This is a genomic window from Chryseobacterium joostei, assembly GCF_003815775.1.
Lineage (GTDB): Bacteria > Bacteroidota > Bacteroidia > Flavobacteriales > Weeksellaceae > Chryseobacterium > Chryseobacterium joostei.
Genome location: NZ_CP033926.1, coordinates 1,156,858 through 1,170,929, shown reverse-complemented (window position 1 = coordinate 1,170,929; position 14,072 = coordinate 1,156,858). Strand labels below are relative to the sequence as shown.

Sequence of the window (14,072 nt, the reverse complement as noted above, 5' to 3'; positions counted from 1 at the left end):
GCTAACAATACAACTCATTAAAACTTAACTCATAAAAAACAATCATGGCATCAGTAAACGTTTATTTAACATTCAATGGAAACTGTAGAGAAGCATTCGACTTCTATAAGTCAGTTTTTGGAGGAGAATATCCTTATATCGGAACTTTTGGAGAAATGCCTCCAATGGAAGGAAAAGAAACTTCTGAAGAGGATAAGGACAGAATTATGCATGTAAGTCTTCCAATTTCCAAGGAAACTATATTAATGGGAAGTGATACAGGCGGAGAATGGGCATCTAATTTTCAGGCTGGAAACAATTTTTCAATTTCTGTAAATGCAGAATCCAAGGAAGAAGCCGGAACAATATTCAATGGACTTTCAGAAGGTGGAAAGGTGACAATGCCAATGGCAGATACTTTCTGGGGAGCTTATTTTGGAATGTTTACGGATAAATTCGGGATTAACTGGATGGTAAACTATGACGATCCTGCTAAAATGCAGCAGCATCCATAAGATTAATATTTTGTATGTAATATATAGTTACAATTTACCGGCGGTTATACTGCCGGTTTTTTATTTGATATACATTTGCATTCCAAAAAAAATTAAATTTGAGTTAAGGAAAAGAGTAATTTATAGTTCTAAAACACTTAGACTCTCATGAAATAAAAAACAAGCAATTTTAAAAAAATATAAAGATGAAATTTACAATTAACGATATTAAAGCAGCACACCAAAAGGTAAAGAGCGGTGCAGACTTTCCTCAGTACATCAAAGAAATAAAAGGACTGGGAGTCTCTCACTACACCACCTATGTTAATGATGGAAATACTGAGTACTTTGATGCTGATAATCAATCTGCCCAAACAGGAGGTAAGTATGATACTCTTGGTATTTCCGAAAAGGTAAATCTTGACAATTTTAAAAGAAGATTAAAACTCCATCAGCAAGGAGGAACAGATTATATGACATTTTGCAATGACTGTGCAGAAAATGGAGTTGAAGGATGGGTAATGAATCTGGATGTAATGACTTGTCTTATTTTGACAAAGAAAGAAATGATATCCTGATAGAGCAGATTCCCGGTTGATATGGCTTGAAGTCTCAGATTTAAAGTGGCTTAATATAAAACCTCTATCTACCCAATCCTAAAATATCACTTGCTATTATTGATTTAAAATATTAATTTTGTTTAAAACGATAGATAATAGTAATTGATAAACATGAGAAAGGTTTTTACTAAGTTGGCATTTACAGTGTTGGGGCTGGGATCCGTTTTTACATTTGCACAAAAAAGTGATCTGGGTGCTTGGTACATGTATTTTGGAAATAATAAGATCAGTAAAAAGCTCAACTGGCACAATGAAGTTCAGTATAGAAATTTTGATGGTATTGGAGATCTTGAACAACTTTTAATCCGTACAGGGATTGGATACGATCTTACTGAAAATAATAATAATGTATTACTAGGATACGGGTTTATTCTGAGCCAGCCTTACGCCAACGGTGAAAAAAGAGAGAATATAGAGCACAGAATCTTCCAGCAGTATATCACAAAGCAGAAGTTTGGGCGTTTTAATATTCAACATCGCTATCGTTTGGAAGAACGTTTTCTGGAAGATGATTTCAGAATGAGATTCCGCTACATGTTAGGACTGAATATTCCGATTACTCAAAAAGAAATGCTGCCGAAAACACTTTATGCATCGGTATACAATGAAATTTTCCTGCATTTCGACAGCCCTGTTTTTGACAGGAATAGAGTATATGGAGCGCTGGGATACGTCATTAATAAAAACATGAGAATTGAAGCAGGATATATGAATCAGATTCAGGAAAACAGGAATAGAGGACAGATCCAGATTGGTTTTTACAACAATATTCCGTTTACTAAAAACTAATCCTTACTGTTTCTGCTGAATGCCCTGATGAAAACCATTATTCGAATAACTTCACTATATAATTAACACAAAAAAACAACACATATGCATTCAGGAAAAAGATTTGGAGCGCGCGAGTTTATCAGCTGGACAAGGCGAAGTATTTATGCCTTAATTGTATTGGCGGCCATTCCTACAGTTCTGTACTTTTTAGGACTGAAATTCGTTTCTGTGCCTTGGCAGCCCATTGCAATCATGGGAACTGCGGTGGCCTTTATTGTAGGATTTAAAAACAATGCCAGCTACAGCAGACTTTGGGAAGCCAGACAAATTTATGGAGCCATTATCAATGATAGCCGTAGCTTTGGATATATTCTGAGAGATTCTCTTGCTGACAAAGATTCAAATAAAGTAAAAACAATGTTTCTCCGTCATTATGCATGGCTTACTGCCCTTAGATTTCAGCTTAGAGAATCAAGGGTTTGGGAGAATACAGGAACATCTCAGTTTGATGAATATGCAAGAAAATATGACATTCCGGAAAGACTTTCAAAGCTCGATGATGAGTTGAAAAAATACCTTTCTGAGCCAGAACTTCAATATATCTTAAGCAAAAAGAACAGAGCAACACAATTGATGGCGCGTCAAAGCAAAGAATTGTCTGAGGCTTATGAAAAAGGAGAAATCAATGACTTTCAATGGACGCAGATCAATCAGCAATTGGTGAAATTCACCGATAGCCAGGGAAAAGCCGAAAGAATCAAGAATTTTCCTTATCCAAGAAACTTTTCTTCCATCACAACCTATCTTTTGTTATTGTTCATTGTTTTTGTGCCTTTTGGATTATTAAAAGAATTTGACAAACTAGGAGAGGGAACCATGGTAGAGGGATGGACACTTTGGTTTAATATTCCATTTTCATTACTGGTAACATGGTGCTTTCATACCTTAGATAGTGTAGGGGAGGCGTCGGTAAACCCTTTTGAGGGAAGTCCAAACGATGTTCCCATTACCCAAATCAGTCGTACCATAGAGATTGATATGAGAGATATGCTGGATGAAACAGATCTTCCGCCAGCCATTACTCCAAAAAACAATATTGTACTTTAAAATTAAAAGATAAAAAAATAAGAATTGTCTAACGTAAATCTGCGTTATCTGCAAAATCTGCGTGAGATAAAAAAGAAGCCTATAAGGTTTAAATTAAAAAAGTTTTTGCCTTGGCCAATTTTTTTTCGAAATTTTTAGTCCTAACAATAAAAAAATAATACTTAAAAAAACTAAATCAAAATGATTCACAGCTATGTTATAATATCCATTGTAGTATTACTGTCTGTAATGATATTGGTAATGATTGGACAAAAACTTAAGGTAGCTTATCCAATCTTTCTTGTGATTGCAGGGCTATTAATAAGCTTTGTTCCGGGAATGCCGCGTGTAGAGATAGAGCCGGATCTTGTATTCCTTATTTTTCTGCCTCCTATTTTGTTTGAAGCAGCATGGTTTACTTCATGGCAGGACTTTCATAAATGGAGAAAGCAAATCTTTTCCATGGCGTTTGGACTGGTATTCTTAACGTCAATCGTAGTTGCTTACCTTTCATCTTCTATTATTCCGGGGCTCACGTTAGCAATGGGATTTCTGTTGGGGGGAGTAAATTCTCCGCCAGATGCTGTAGCGGCTACTTCAGTCCTGAAGCACATGAAGATTCCTAAAAAGATCACTAATATTCTTGAAGGAGAAAGTCTGATTAATGATGCATCCAGTTTAATTGTATTTAAATTTGCTCTTGCAGCAGTTATTTCAGGACAATTTATCTGGAGAGATGCTGTTCAGGACTTCTTTACCATGGCCATTGGAGGAATTGCCATTGGAGTAGCAGTAGGGTTTTCATTTGGAGCATTGCTGAGAATTATTCCTACCAACTCTAATATTGATACCGTTATTACACTTATCGTTCCCTACATCATGTATGTTGGTGCTGAACATTTCCATTTTTCAGGAGTATTGGCCGTAGTTGCAGGAGGGTTATTGATGTCCTACAATTCACATTGTTATCTGAGCCATACCTCAAGGATACAGTCCGGAAACGTATGGAGCGTACTGATATTCCTGATGAATACCATCATCTTTATTCTGATCGGTCTTGAATTGCCAATCGTAGTTGAGGGACTTACAGATTATACCATCTCAGAAGGGATTTTCTATAGCGTTGTTATTGGTGGAGCCATTATCGGAACAAGAATAATATACAGTTATGCACTGATGTATTTTCCGAGGCTTTGTTCCAAGGAACTGAGGTTAAAAGTTCCCAAACCGGACTGGCGAGAACCTTTTATCATCAGCTTTGCAGCGATGAGAGGAGTGGTTTCACTGGCGGCGGCACTGTCAATTCCTGCTTTCTTACCCAATGGAGACGCATTTCCGCACCGAAATATCATTTTATTTGTAACTTTCGTTATCATATTGATTACACTGGTTGGGCAGGGATTATTGCTTAGCCCGATTTTGAAGTTATTGAATATACAAGATGCGGGAAGTGAATTGCCGGAGGAAAAACAGGAAGTGATCCTGATGCGTAAATTAAAGGAAACAGCTTTGCATAAATTAGATAATGATTTTTCTGAGCTGGCTGTGTCTAATAGCCTTGTACGCCATCAAAAGCATAAGCTCGAAAATGAAATGATGCTAATGGCAGATAAAGCTCAATGTATGGCTTCCACTGGAGATTATGTTACAGCTATTAATCAAAATAAAGATGTTTTACGTCAGATCATTCAGGCTCAGAGAAACGAACTGCACAGGATGAAAAGAGAGAAAATATTTGATGATCATGTGATGAGAACCATTGAAATGCAGTTGGATTTTGATGAAGCGAAGATCACTGGTTTTTCACATGGATAATTAAAATATTGATCAATGAATCAACAAAAAATAATTGTAAAAACCGAATCTTCAAATCTTTGGTGGGGAGTTTATGGTCTTACTGAGAAAACAGGATGGGAGGATATTGAGCTTTTTTATGAATCAGGAGAGAGGGTGGGATATGTATGTTTAAATGCAAAAAGTTATTTAAGATCTTCTTTAGTCAGTTTAGAAAATAAACCTGATGAGAAAGATTTTTATGAGGCTCTTCAAAGCTATCTTACAGACAATAAATGCCATTATTGGTTCTATTATAATAAAAAGGAAGATGAACATTTTTTTGAGGTTCCTTATGAAGCTCCCAGAAATGAAGAAGGAATAAAACCGTGTTTTATAGATATTTGGCATTCTGATGAGGGTATTGGTATTCAAACTATAGAAAGTGCAGTTGCAGAATTTGCCGATAAATTTTTAAAAATAAAAGATTGTCTGGTTGAAGTTAAACGTGACGTAACATTAGAAGAAGCTTTAGTCAGTTTTAAAGAGAATGAAGAACGTTTTGGAGGAAAGACTCCTCACGAAATTATATTTTCAGAAGAACTTGTGACTGAATTGTCAGCTCTATGGAAAATGAATAACAATGACGTTTTGAAAAAGCTTAAAGAAAGTATTTGAACTTTTTAAAATAAAAAAATATGAGCACACCCATTATTGTTCAGTACACAATAAATGCTCCCGCTGAAAAGGTTTGGAATGCATTGACTGATCAAGACGAAATGAAATCCTGGTATTTTGATATCCAAGATTTTGAATTGAAAGTAGGAAATAAATTTAATTTCTATGAACCCGGAGGTGAGAATAAATACCATCATCAATGTGAGATCCTTGAAATTATTCCCAACAAAAAACTGAAGCACACTTGGGCTTATCCTGATTTTTCGGATCTGAAAACAACAGTTACCTGGGAACTACAGCCAGAAGATGACGGAACTTTAGTAAAACTAACCCATGAAGATATTGAAAACTTCAAGAATCTGGGAGATGGCTTTTCAAGAGAAAACTTTACAGGAGGCTGGAGGTCTATTTTAGGGCAAAGCCTAAAGCAATATCTTGAAAAATAGTAAGATGATAGAATTACAGTCTTTTACCATAGATGATGCCCATACATTGATTTCAAAAATCAAGGATGAAAAAATGCTTCTTCAGTTTGCAGGACCTAAATATCATTTTCCTTTTACAGAAGATCAGCTTTTGGGGGATTTGTCCGACGAAAACAGGACATTGTTTAAAATAATTGATCTTGCAAATCATAATACGATCGGTCATGCTCAGATATTTTTAAAGGAAAAAACATTTCTTTTGGGAAGAATCCTGATCTGGGATGAAAACAATCGGGGAAAAGGATACGGAAAAAAAGTGATGCAGGAACTCTTGAAATACGGATTCGGTCATTTCAATAGGGATCTGGCTGAACTGAATGTATACGATTGGAATACCGGTGCTATTGAATGTTACAAAAAAGTTGGCTTTACCATTGATCCGGATATTAAAAATGAGGTTCAAATTGACGGTGAAATCTGGGTTTCTATTAATATGAAGATTCATAAAAGTGCCTTTGAATTACAAGAACTGAATCATTTTACTTCAATGTAAACAAAGTGGGCAAATTATGGGAAGATATTAAAACAAAAGCTAAAATCTGTTATGAAATTGAAACTTTTGAATGGGGAATGAGGGAGTTTGCTATATATGATAATAACAGATATATCCTACAATTTGGTGAACCGACGGATAATATTGGCAATACGGAATAAAATTTGCTATTTTTGGGGAAATATTTAGAATATCAATGAAAAAAAATATAATAGCAGGTTTCGCAGCGATTTTATTACTGGCTTCTTGTAATAAGGATAAGGAGATTCTTAATACATTGAATAACTATAATAATTCAATGGAAACAAAAGGATATCACTTTGGTGATAAACTACAGCTTCCTAAAGAAGTGACAGAAAATGCAGAAAGTGTAACCATCAGCTTTGGAGATAAGGAAACAACAGATTTAACCATTGATCCGAAGTTTTTTACGCTAGGTGATAACGCGGTTACTTTTAATATCAAAACAAAAGGAGGAGAAGTATTGAACCAGGATGCGACAATCAATGTATTTGCAAAGAATCCTGAGAAAAATATTTCTTATCAGATTGTAGCAGAATATCCTCATGATCCGAAGAACTTTGTACAGGGCTTTCAGGCTGAGGGAAATACGATCTATGAAAGTGACGGACAAAACGGTTCTTCACAGATCTTAAAATATACATTGGGTACAACAACTCCGCTTGCTTCTACAAAGCAGGCTGCTGAGGATTTCTCTGAGGGAAGTACCATTGTAGGAGATAAAGTATATCAGTTGACATGGCAGAGTAAGAAAGGATATATTTATGATAAAAGCTCATTAAAACTCCTTTCAGAATTCGCTTATCCAAATGTATTGGGTGAAGGTTGGGGGCTAACGTACGACGGAAAAAACCTGATTGCATCGGACGGAAGTAAGCTTTTATATTTCCTTGATCCAAGTGATCCTTCAAAACTAGTTAAATACATTGCTGTTGCAGGAAGTGCTCAGGCCTATGATCAGTTAAACGAATTGGAATATCACAACGGATTTCTTTATGCCAACGTATGGCAAAAGCCAATCATCCTAAAAATTAATCCAGCTAACGGAGAAGTTGTAGGTACTTTTGACTTTACGGAAATTGCGAAGCAAAATACCAAGGGAAGTGATGATGTACTCAACGGAATTGCCTTTAAAGGAGAAAATATGCTGGTAACAGGTAAGAACTGGCCAAAGATTTATGAAGTTGCTATTAAATAAGAAAAGTTTTATAACAATTTCTATCCGAATAAAATAAAGTATGTAAATTGGTAGCGTTCCATAAGGAGCGCTATCTTAGTAAAAAGAATTTTGAGATTACTCTATCTGATATGCATTTTTATTTTCTGCTCATCTGCGGCGCAGAAAGTTCTTCCTTTAGATACCTTAAAACTGAAGGAAGCAAAGGATATGCTTGCCGATGACTACGGAAACCTATATATCTACAGAAATAAGGACTTTAGTTTTACCAAATATGACTCTCTTGGGAAGCAGATTGGTAAAATGATGCTCACGGTTCCTTATAAAGTTCAAAGTGTACAGAACCCTCTGAATGTCCCTTTATTTTCTGAAAATGCTCAGGAAATGAAATTTGTAGATCAAAATATGAATGAAATTCAGCGGATTGATTTTAAGCAAAAATTTGGTTTCATCAGAATGGCCTATGCTGAAGATCTTCAGCAGCTTTGGCTGTTGGATGATAGTACAAAACGTTTGATACAGTATAATTTCAGAAATGAAACCACGATCAATTCATTCCCTTTTGATGCCAGCTTTGAAGATTTGATGGATCTGCTGGTTTACGAAACCAAAGTTTACATTCTAACAAAAAAGCATATCAGAATCTATAGCCTTAAGTTTGAAAAGCTTTTTGAGGCCCCGGTGGATAATGGAAAACGTTTTAGAAGAGAAAATGACAATATTTTGGTTATTGCCAATAATTCCATTTTAAAATATATTCCGGAAAAGGGTATGGTGACCATTTTTGAAGATCCTGAAGCGCAAATTGTGGATAAAAACATCCTTTCTTATTTTGAAATCAATGGGAACAAACTCTATCTTTACAGTCTTGAAAAAGTAAAGGCAACCAGCCAGCAGAAACAACAGGAGCCTCAGCCGGAAACCCCTCCACAATCTACAGAAAAACCTGTAGAAAATAAGGATGAAAAGCCAAATGAGGAAAATGCAGAAAGGAAAACCTCCGACAATACGTTGGAAAAGTTGATTCAGGATGTATCCGAAGTTCAGACAGAAGGCGTGGAAAAACTTATCAATTAATCAGTAAATACAAGGAAAAAGAATATGCACATTGCAGTTACAGGAAACATTGGAGCAGGAAAAACAACTTTAACCACGATGCTTTCTAAGCATTACGGATGGGATGCACAATTTGAAGATGTAGACCATAATCCTTATTTGGAGGATTTTTATTCAGATATGAGTAAGTGGAGTTTTGCACTGCAGGTATATTTCTTGGGAAGCAGATTCCGTCAGGTAAAAGAGATCAGAGAAAGCGGTAAAAATATCATTCAGGACCGTACCATTTATGAAGATGCACATATTTTTGCAGAAAACTTAAATGACATGAACCTTCTTTCCGATAGGGATTTCAATAATTATTCGTCAGTTTTCGACTTAATGAAGACCTTTGTTTCAGCACCTGATCTTTTGATCTATCTAAAATCAGATGTGCCGAATCTGGTAAAGAAAATTTACAAAAGAGGACGTGAATACGAAGCATCAATTAGTATTGAGTACCTTTCAAAACTGAACCAGAAATATGAAAAATGGATTTCCAACTATACAGAAGGAAAGCTTCTAATCATTGAAGTTGATGATCTTGACTTCGTAGAAAAACCTGAAGATTTTGGGTTGATTCTTGAAAAGATAGAAACGGAGCTGCACGGTTTGTTTTAACAAACATTTATCAAAATATTAAGAGAGCATCCTTTTAATTCTTATTAAATTTGTTCAAGGCAAGTTTAATTTTTAAAAATAATTAGAAATGTTAGTTAAGGTTTTACATAACGGAAGCTGTTCAAAATCAAATGCTGTATTAGAGTATCTTGATGAAAACGGAGTGTCTTTTGAGATCATTAATATCATTGAAGACCCATTGAGTGTTTTGGAGATCAAAACGGTATTGAAAAAGCTTAATCAAAGTGTTTTTCATATCATTCGTAAGACTGATAAACTGTATATTGAGAACTATGCAGATAAAAATTATTCTGAAGAAGAATGGATTAAAATTTTATCTGAAAATCCATCACTGATTCAAAGACCTATTATAGTGAAAGGATCAGTTGCAATGCTGGGAAGACCTATTGAAAATGTAAAATTCTTTGTTGAGAAATAATAAAGTCACATAAAAATAAAAATGGCCGTTTCAATATTTGAGACGGCCATTTTTATTAGAAATAATATTGTAAAGTCTATTTCCATTAAACTTCAGAAGCTGAGAATAAAAAAGACTGTCATATCATTGACAGTCTTTTGGCTTTCTACAATAGAATAACGCCTTCTATTTTTGCTACTTCTTTATAAATACTCACTACCTGATTAGCATCCAATACAAATGCATTGATGTTACAGGCTGTATATTTTCCATTTTTGCTTTCGCGATTTCCCAATGTAAATTTGATGCCATCAAAAACCCCATAAATTTCAGTAAGTTTTGCCTGGTCTGTAGGGATAATAAATTTGAATAAATAATCCTCTGGAAAATCATGATGATCTTCCAATTTTTCCTTTAAAGATTTATAGAAATCTTCAGGACTGGCGTGTTGATTTCCTTGTAATATATCCATCTGCAATTATTAATATAATATAAATATAACGAAATTTTTTTTATTTCCCAAATGGTCCTAATAGGGATTTGGAGTTCTCGTGTTCATAATCTTCTATAATATTGAAGAGTCCACTTACCAGTTGTTCAGAAGCAAGCTGGCTTAGTCCGCCTGCATTCACAGTATTTTGATTTCCCCCCAGGAGACTTCCCAGAAAATTACTTCCGGATAAGGCTGTATTAATTGTTTTCACAATTCCGTATTCATTTAGCTTCTCATCCACTTTTGGAGCAATGGCTGCAATAAGCTGTTGAGACGTTTTCTCTTTCAGAATTTGTGTTGCTGTAGTTCCCTGAATGATTCGGGTTACATCCTGAGCATTTAAACTGTTTACGGCACCTTGTAATATAGGTCTTGAAGTGTTTACAGTATAAGCTGCCGCCTGTGCAATATAATCTCTTTCCTTGGCTACCAATGACGGAGCAATTTTTTCCAGCATAGAGTTGATTTCTCTAAGTTGTTTTGGAAGGGCCTTATCTACCATATTGTTCTGTAAAAAGGCTTCCTTGTTGGTGTATACTCCCATTCCTTTATCAATGCCATTAAGCAGCATTTTTTTGATAATGGAAAGTCCCATATCTGAAGTAGCCAGAGTTGTACAGGATTGTACCGTAGTGGTAATAACAGCACCGGTTCCTATAATAAGAGCGGCTGCAACGATATATTTTTTCATTGATCTTTTTATTGCTTTTTTCAAAAACTGCACCAAAGGTAAATACTATTATCTATTTAACAAAATATTAAATGTTGGAGTGTCATTTGGTGATTTTTTTGGTTAAAAATCTTATTTCTTTATTAGAGATATGTTTGTGAATTGATAATTATTTTACATTATTATTTGTTTATAATGATTTATTGTGTGTTTTTGTGTAATAAAATATAGTTGTTTTTAAATTTTTAAGATATTTTAACATGATACAGTTTTTTTTATATTTTTGGCTAATGTCTTCTTTTGAGAAAATAAATTGCTTCAAAATGAAACATTAATATAAATTGATTGTACGAATAAAATTGAAACTATATGAAACAAAGTAATTTAAAGTACTCATGTCTCATTGCCGTTCTATACTTTGGTATGAATGTCAATGCCCAGACTACTCCTAAAGATACTGCTGCAAAAGAGCAGAAAATCGAAGAAGTAGTTTTGATTGGATATGGGTCTCAGAAAAAAGAAAACGTGACCGGAAGTATCGGGATCGTTTCTGCTAAAGATTTAGCAAATAAACCTAATGCCAACCCCATTAGCTCTATCCAAGGAAGACTATCTGGAGTCCAGGTACTAAATTCCGGAGCACCGGGTGCTTCACCTAGGGTGGATATCAGGGGGATCAGTTCTTTAACAGGTAAAACTGTTTTTATTGTTGATGGTATGATTACAGATGATATCTCTTTCTTAAGCCCTCAGGATATTGAATCCATGAGTGTTCTGAAAGATCCATCGAGTTTGGCAATTTATGGTGCAAGAGCATCGAATGGTGCGGTGATTATTAAAACCAAAACAGGAAGAGGCAAAAAGCCGGTTTTCAATTTTAACTCCTATTTAGGGATTAAGACGGTAACTAATGTTCCTAAAATGGTTAATTCAGATCAGTATCTACAATTATATAATGAGAAACTAATCAATGATAAAGCAAAAGATCCTGTGTTTTTAAGCAGAGCTTCTTTTCCTGCAGATACGGATTGGTTCAAGGAGATTTTAAGAACAAGTATCATTAATTCTAATGATATTTCTGCTTCAGGAAATCTTGGAAAATTAAATTATTATGTAAGTGCAGGAAATCTTCAGGACGAAGGGAATTTAGCTGCAGGACAGGGGATTAATTCAGGTAGTGGCTTTAACAGGTTTACAACTAAGGTAAATCTTAGTTATAAGATAACCGATAATGTCACAATCGGGAATAATTTCACTTTTTCAAAGATGCGTACAGATCATGTAAATAATACATTATTGGATGCTTACTCATCTCCTCCTGTTTATGCACCAATTAACCCTGCTACAGGAGATTACCAATATTTTACATTGGCTAAAGTTCCTAATTCCAGAGCAAAAATGGATTTGTTCAGATCTCAGACTAGAGAACAGAGATTGTTGAATAACATTTGGGGGGAATATAAATTCTTAAAAGATTTTACTTTAAGAGTAAGCTATAGCTCTGATAATATTAATTCGAATAAATACGAGTATACTCCAACATTTGGTTATGTTCCTGTTGCTGATCAAAAGCCAAGTAAATTAATAACAAGAGATTCCAGAACCAGAAATTATATTTGGGATAATACATTAAGCTGGAAAAAAGATTTTGGAAAACATAACCTAGAATTGATGGCAGGTTTTTCCAGAACAAGAAACTCTTATTCCCAGGCCTATGCAGAAGCTTTGAATGTTAACTATAATGGTAACAATACTTCTCTGGATATTTCTAATGGAACTGATATCTACAGGACTGGTTTTGATACAAAAGAAAGAAATGTTATACCATATCAGGATAGAATAGAATCCTTTTTCGGAAGACTTAATTATGATTATGGTGGAAAATATTTAGTAAATGCATCTATTCGTAGAGATGGTACTTCTAAGTATTCAGCGAATGACAGATACCGTGTATTCCCGGCTGTTAGTGCAGGATGGGTTGTTTCCAAAGAAAACTTCATGAGTGAGCAGAATGTTTTTAATCTTTTAAAATTAAGAGCGAGCTGGGGTAAACTTGGAAATCCAGATGTTCAGAGAGCATATACCTTAAATACAAGTATTATTGAAGCCGGAGCATATTACGGAAATACCGGATATCCTGCTCAGACCATCGATTATGTTATTGATCCAAACATTGGTTGGGAAACAACAATAGGAAAAGATTTTGGATTAGAAATGGCACTGTTCAATAACAAGTTGAAAGTTGATGCTACTTATTTTGATAAAGATACTAAGGATGTAGTATATGGTATCGTTCAGGGAATGGTTTCCGGTGCTGCTAACTGGAACAACTATATTACCAATGCATACTCTTTTAATAATAAAGGATTAGAGTTTTCTGTTAGTTATGATACTAATATCAGTGATCATGTGAAAATTGGGATTTATGGAAATATGACCACTTTGAAGAATAAGATTACTTCTGTTTTCAACGGATCTTATTTGAATGCAGGAGCCAGCTTATATGGTAATTCAATCATAAGACTACAAGAAGGTCAGGCCGTTGGTTCATATTATGGATATCAGGTAGAGGGGATTTTCCAGAATCAGGCAGAAGTAGATGCGTGGGCAGTTCAGAATGGGGCACAAGCCGGAGGGTTTAAATTTGCAGATCTTGACGGAAATGGTGTGATTGATGTTAGAGATAAAACATTTTTGGGAAGTCCTATTCCCAAAGGAACTTATGGGTTTGGTGTTAATTTGAATGTATATGACTTTGATTTTGCTATTGATTTTCAAGGTGTTTTTGGGAACAAAATTTATAATTTCAACAGAGAGCAGCGTTATGGAAATGAAAGCTGGGATTTAGATTTCTATAATAACAGATGGCATGGTGAGGGAACATCTAATACTTATCCGATGGCAACCAACAATCAAGCTATCATTGCACCCAATAGTTTTTACGTAGAAGATGGAAGTTATATCAGAATCAGAAATATTCAGGTAGGATATAATTTACCTCAGTCATTTGCAAAATCTATGTCTATTACAAAACTAAGATTATATGTAAGTGCTCAGAATCCTTGGACAAGTTTTAAATACAAAGGATTTTCACCAGAAATCATGAATACAGACAGAGTACAAATGGGTGTGGATAATAACATTTATCCAATTTCAGCAATTTATACTGTTGGTATGAACTTAACATTTTAATAAGAA

15 protein-coding genes are annotated in these 14,072 nt (G+C 34.8%); 13 read left to right on the top strand and 2 right to left on the bottom strand.

Annotated features, from left to right (window positions below; all coding sequences use genetic code 11):
• Positions 1 to 44: 44 nt before the first annotated feature.
• The 12 genes from EG359_RS05550 (at position 45) to EG359_RS05490 (ending at position 9,732) form a co-directional block, all read left to right on the top strand.
• Positions 45 to 494, top strand: a complete 450-nt coding sequence (locus tag EG359_RS05550) for a VOC family protein (RefSeq protein WP_076351174.1) — start codon at positions 45 to 47, stop codon at positions 492 to 494.
• Between the two features lie 185 nt (positions 495 to 679).
• On the top strand, positions 680 to 1,051 hold the full coding sequence (locus tag EG359_RS05545; RefSeq protein WP_228434867.1) for a DUF1398 domain-containing protein: 372 nt from the start codon (positions 680 to 682) through the stop codon (positions 1,049 to 1,051).
• A 153-nt stretch (positions 1,052 to 1,204) separates the two neighbouring features.
• Positions 1,205 to 1,882: a DUF2490 domain-containing protein gene (locus tag EG359_RS05540; protein WP_076351176.1), complete on the top strand. Its 678-nt coding sequence runs from the start codon at positions 1,205 to 1,207 to the stop codon at positions 1,880 to 1,882.
• 84 nt (positions 1,883 to 1,966) lie between these two features.
• Complete coding sequence (locus EG359_RS05535; RefSeq protein WP_076351178.1) at positions 1,967 to 2,971, top strand: bestrophin family protein; 1,005 nt, start codon at positions 1,967 to 1,969, stop codon at positions 2,969 to 2,971.
• A 180-nt stretch (positions 2,972 to 3,151) separates the two neighbouring features.
• Complete coding sequence (locus tag EG359_RS05530) at positions 3,152 to 4,765, top strand: Na+/H+ antiporter (RefSeq protein ID WP_076351180.1); 1,614 nt, start codon at positions 3,152 to 3,154, stop codon at positions 4,763 to 4,765.
• A 15-nt stretch (positions 4,766 to 4,780) separates the two neighbouring features.
• Positions 4,781 to 5,401 (top strand): hypothetical protein, encoded by a 621-nt coding sequence (locus EG359_RS05525; RefSeq protein ID WP_076351182.1) that lies wholly within the window; start codon positions 4,781 to 4,783, stop codon positions 5,399 to 5,401.
• Between the two features lie 20 nt (positions 5,402 to 5,421).
• Entirely contained in the window at positions 5,422 to 5,847 is a 426-nt protein-coding gene (locus tag EG359_RS05520; protein ID WP_076351184.1) for an SRPBCC family protein, read from the top strand.
• Between the two features lie 4 nt (positions 5,848 to 5,851).
• The gene (locus EG359_RS05515) at positions 5,852 to 6,379 is read left to right on the top strand and encodes a GNAT family N-acetyltransferase (protein ID WP_076352066.1); all 528 of its coding nucleotides are present in this window, start codon (positions 5,852 to 5,854) and stop codon (positions 6,377 to 6,379) included.
• A 196-nt stretch (positions 6,380 to 6,575) separates the two neighbouring features.
• Positions 6,576 to 7,598 (top strand): glutaminyl-peptide cyclotransferase, encoded by a 1,023-nt coding sequence (locus EG359_RS05505; RefSeq protein ID WP_076351186.1) that lies wholly within the window; start codon positions 6,576 to 6,578, stop codon positions 7,596 to 7,598.
• A 90-nt stretch (positions 7,599 to 7,688) separates the two neighbouring features.
• Entirely contained in the window at positions 7,689 to 8,654 is a 966-nt protein-coding gene (locus EG359_RS05500; RefSeq protein ID WP_076351188.1) for a hypothetical protein, read from the top strand.
• Positions 8,655 to 8,678: 24 nt separating this feature from the next.
• Positions 8,679 to 9,293 carry a deoxynucleoside kinase gene (locus EG359_RS05495; RefSeq protein WP_076351190.1) on the top strand — a complete coding sequence of 205 codons (615 nt, stop codon included), beginning with the start codon at positions 8,679 to 8,681 and terminating at the stop codon, positions 9,291 to 9,293.
• Positions 9,294 to 9,381: 88 nt separating this feature from the next.
• Entirely contained in the window at positions 9,382 to 9,732 is a 351-nt protein-coding gene (locus tag EG359_RS05490) for an ArsC/Spx/MgsR family protein (protein ID WP_076351192.1), read from the top strand.
• 145 nt (positions 9,733 to 9,877) lie between these two features.
• On the opposite strand, the gene EG359_RS05485 is transcribed toward EG359_RS05490, so the two are convergent.
• Positions 9,878 to 10,183 carry a DUF493 family protein gene (locus EG359_RS05485; RefSeq protein WP_076351194.1) on the bottom strand — a complete coding sequence of 102 codons (306 nt, stop codon included), beginning with the start codon at positions 10,181 to 10,183 and terminating at the stop codon, positions 9,878 to 9,880.
• Positions 10,184 to 10,223: 40 nt separating this feature from the next.
• Positions 10,224 to 10,895 (bottom strand): DUF4197 family protein, encoded by a 672-nt coding sequence (locus EG359_RS05480; RefSeq protein WP_076351196.1) that lies wholly within the window; start codon positions 10,893 to 10,895, stop codon positions 10,224 to 10,226.
• A gap of 348 nt (positions 10,896 to 11,243) precedes the next feature.
• On the opposite strand from EG359_RS05480, the gene EG359_RS05475 reads away from it, so the two are divergent.
• Entirely contained in the window at positions 11,244 to 14,066 is a 2,823-nt protein-coding gene (locus EG359_RS05475) for a SusC/RagA family TonB-linked outer membrane protein (RefSeq protein WP_084180269.1), read from the top strand.
• Positions 14,067 to 14,072: the final 6 nt, after the last annotated feature.

Coding starts and splice junctions, on each gene's coding strand:
- EG359_RS05480 (WP_076351196.1), bottom strand. CDS start 10,895: ATGAAAAAATATATCGTTGCAGCCGCTCTTATTATAGGAACCGGTGCT.
- EG359_RS05550 (WP_076351174.1), top strand. CDS start 45: ATGGCATCAGTAAACGTTTATTTAACATTCAATGGAAACTGTAGAGAA.
- EG359_RS05515 (WP_076352066.1), top strand. CDS start 5,852: ATGATAGAATTACAGTCTTTTACCATAGATGATGCCCATACATTGATT.
- EG359_RS05530 (WP_076351180.1), top strand. CDS start 3,152: ATGATTCACAGCTATGTTATAATATCCATTGTAGTATTACTGTCTGTA.
- EG359_RS05505 (WP_076351186.1), top strand. CDS start 6,576: ATGAAAAAAAATATAATAGCAGGTTTCGCAGCGATTTTATTACTGGCT.
- EG359_RS05485 (WP_076351194.1), bottom strand. CDS start 10,183: ATGGATATATTACAAGGAAATCAACACGCCAGTCCTGAAGATTTCTAT.
- EG359_RS05535 (WP_076351178.1), top strand. CDS start 1,967: ATGCATTCAGGAAAAAGATTTGGAGCGCGCGAGTTTATCAGCTGGACA.
- EG359_RS05540 (WP_076351176.1), top strand. CDS start 1,205: ATGAGAAAGGTTTTTACTAAGTTGGCATTTACAGTGTTGGGGCTGGGA.
- EG359_RS05545 (WP_228434867.1), top strand. CDS start 680: ATGAAATTTACAATTAACGATATTAAAGCAGCACACCAAAAGGTAAAG.
- EG359_RS05475 (WP_084180269.1), top strand. CDS start 11,244: ATGAAACAAAGTAATTTAAAGTACTCATGTCTCATTGCCGTTCTATAC.
- EG359_RS05495 (WP_076351190.1), top strand. CDS start 8,679: ATGCACATTGCAGTTACAGGAAACATTGGAGCAGGAAAAACAACTTTA.
- EG359_RS05490 (WP_076351192.1), top strand. CDS start 9,382: ATGTTAGTTAAGGTTTTACATAACGGAAGCTGTTCAAAATCAAATGCT.
- EG359_RS05525 (WP_076351182.1), top strand. CDS start 4,781: ATGAATCAACAAAAAATAATTGTAAAAACCGAATCTTCAAATCTTTGG.
- EG359_RS05520 (WP_076351184.1), top strand. CDS start 5,422: ATGAGCACACCCATTATTGTTCAGTACACAATAAATGCTCCCGCTGAA.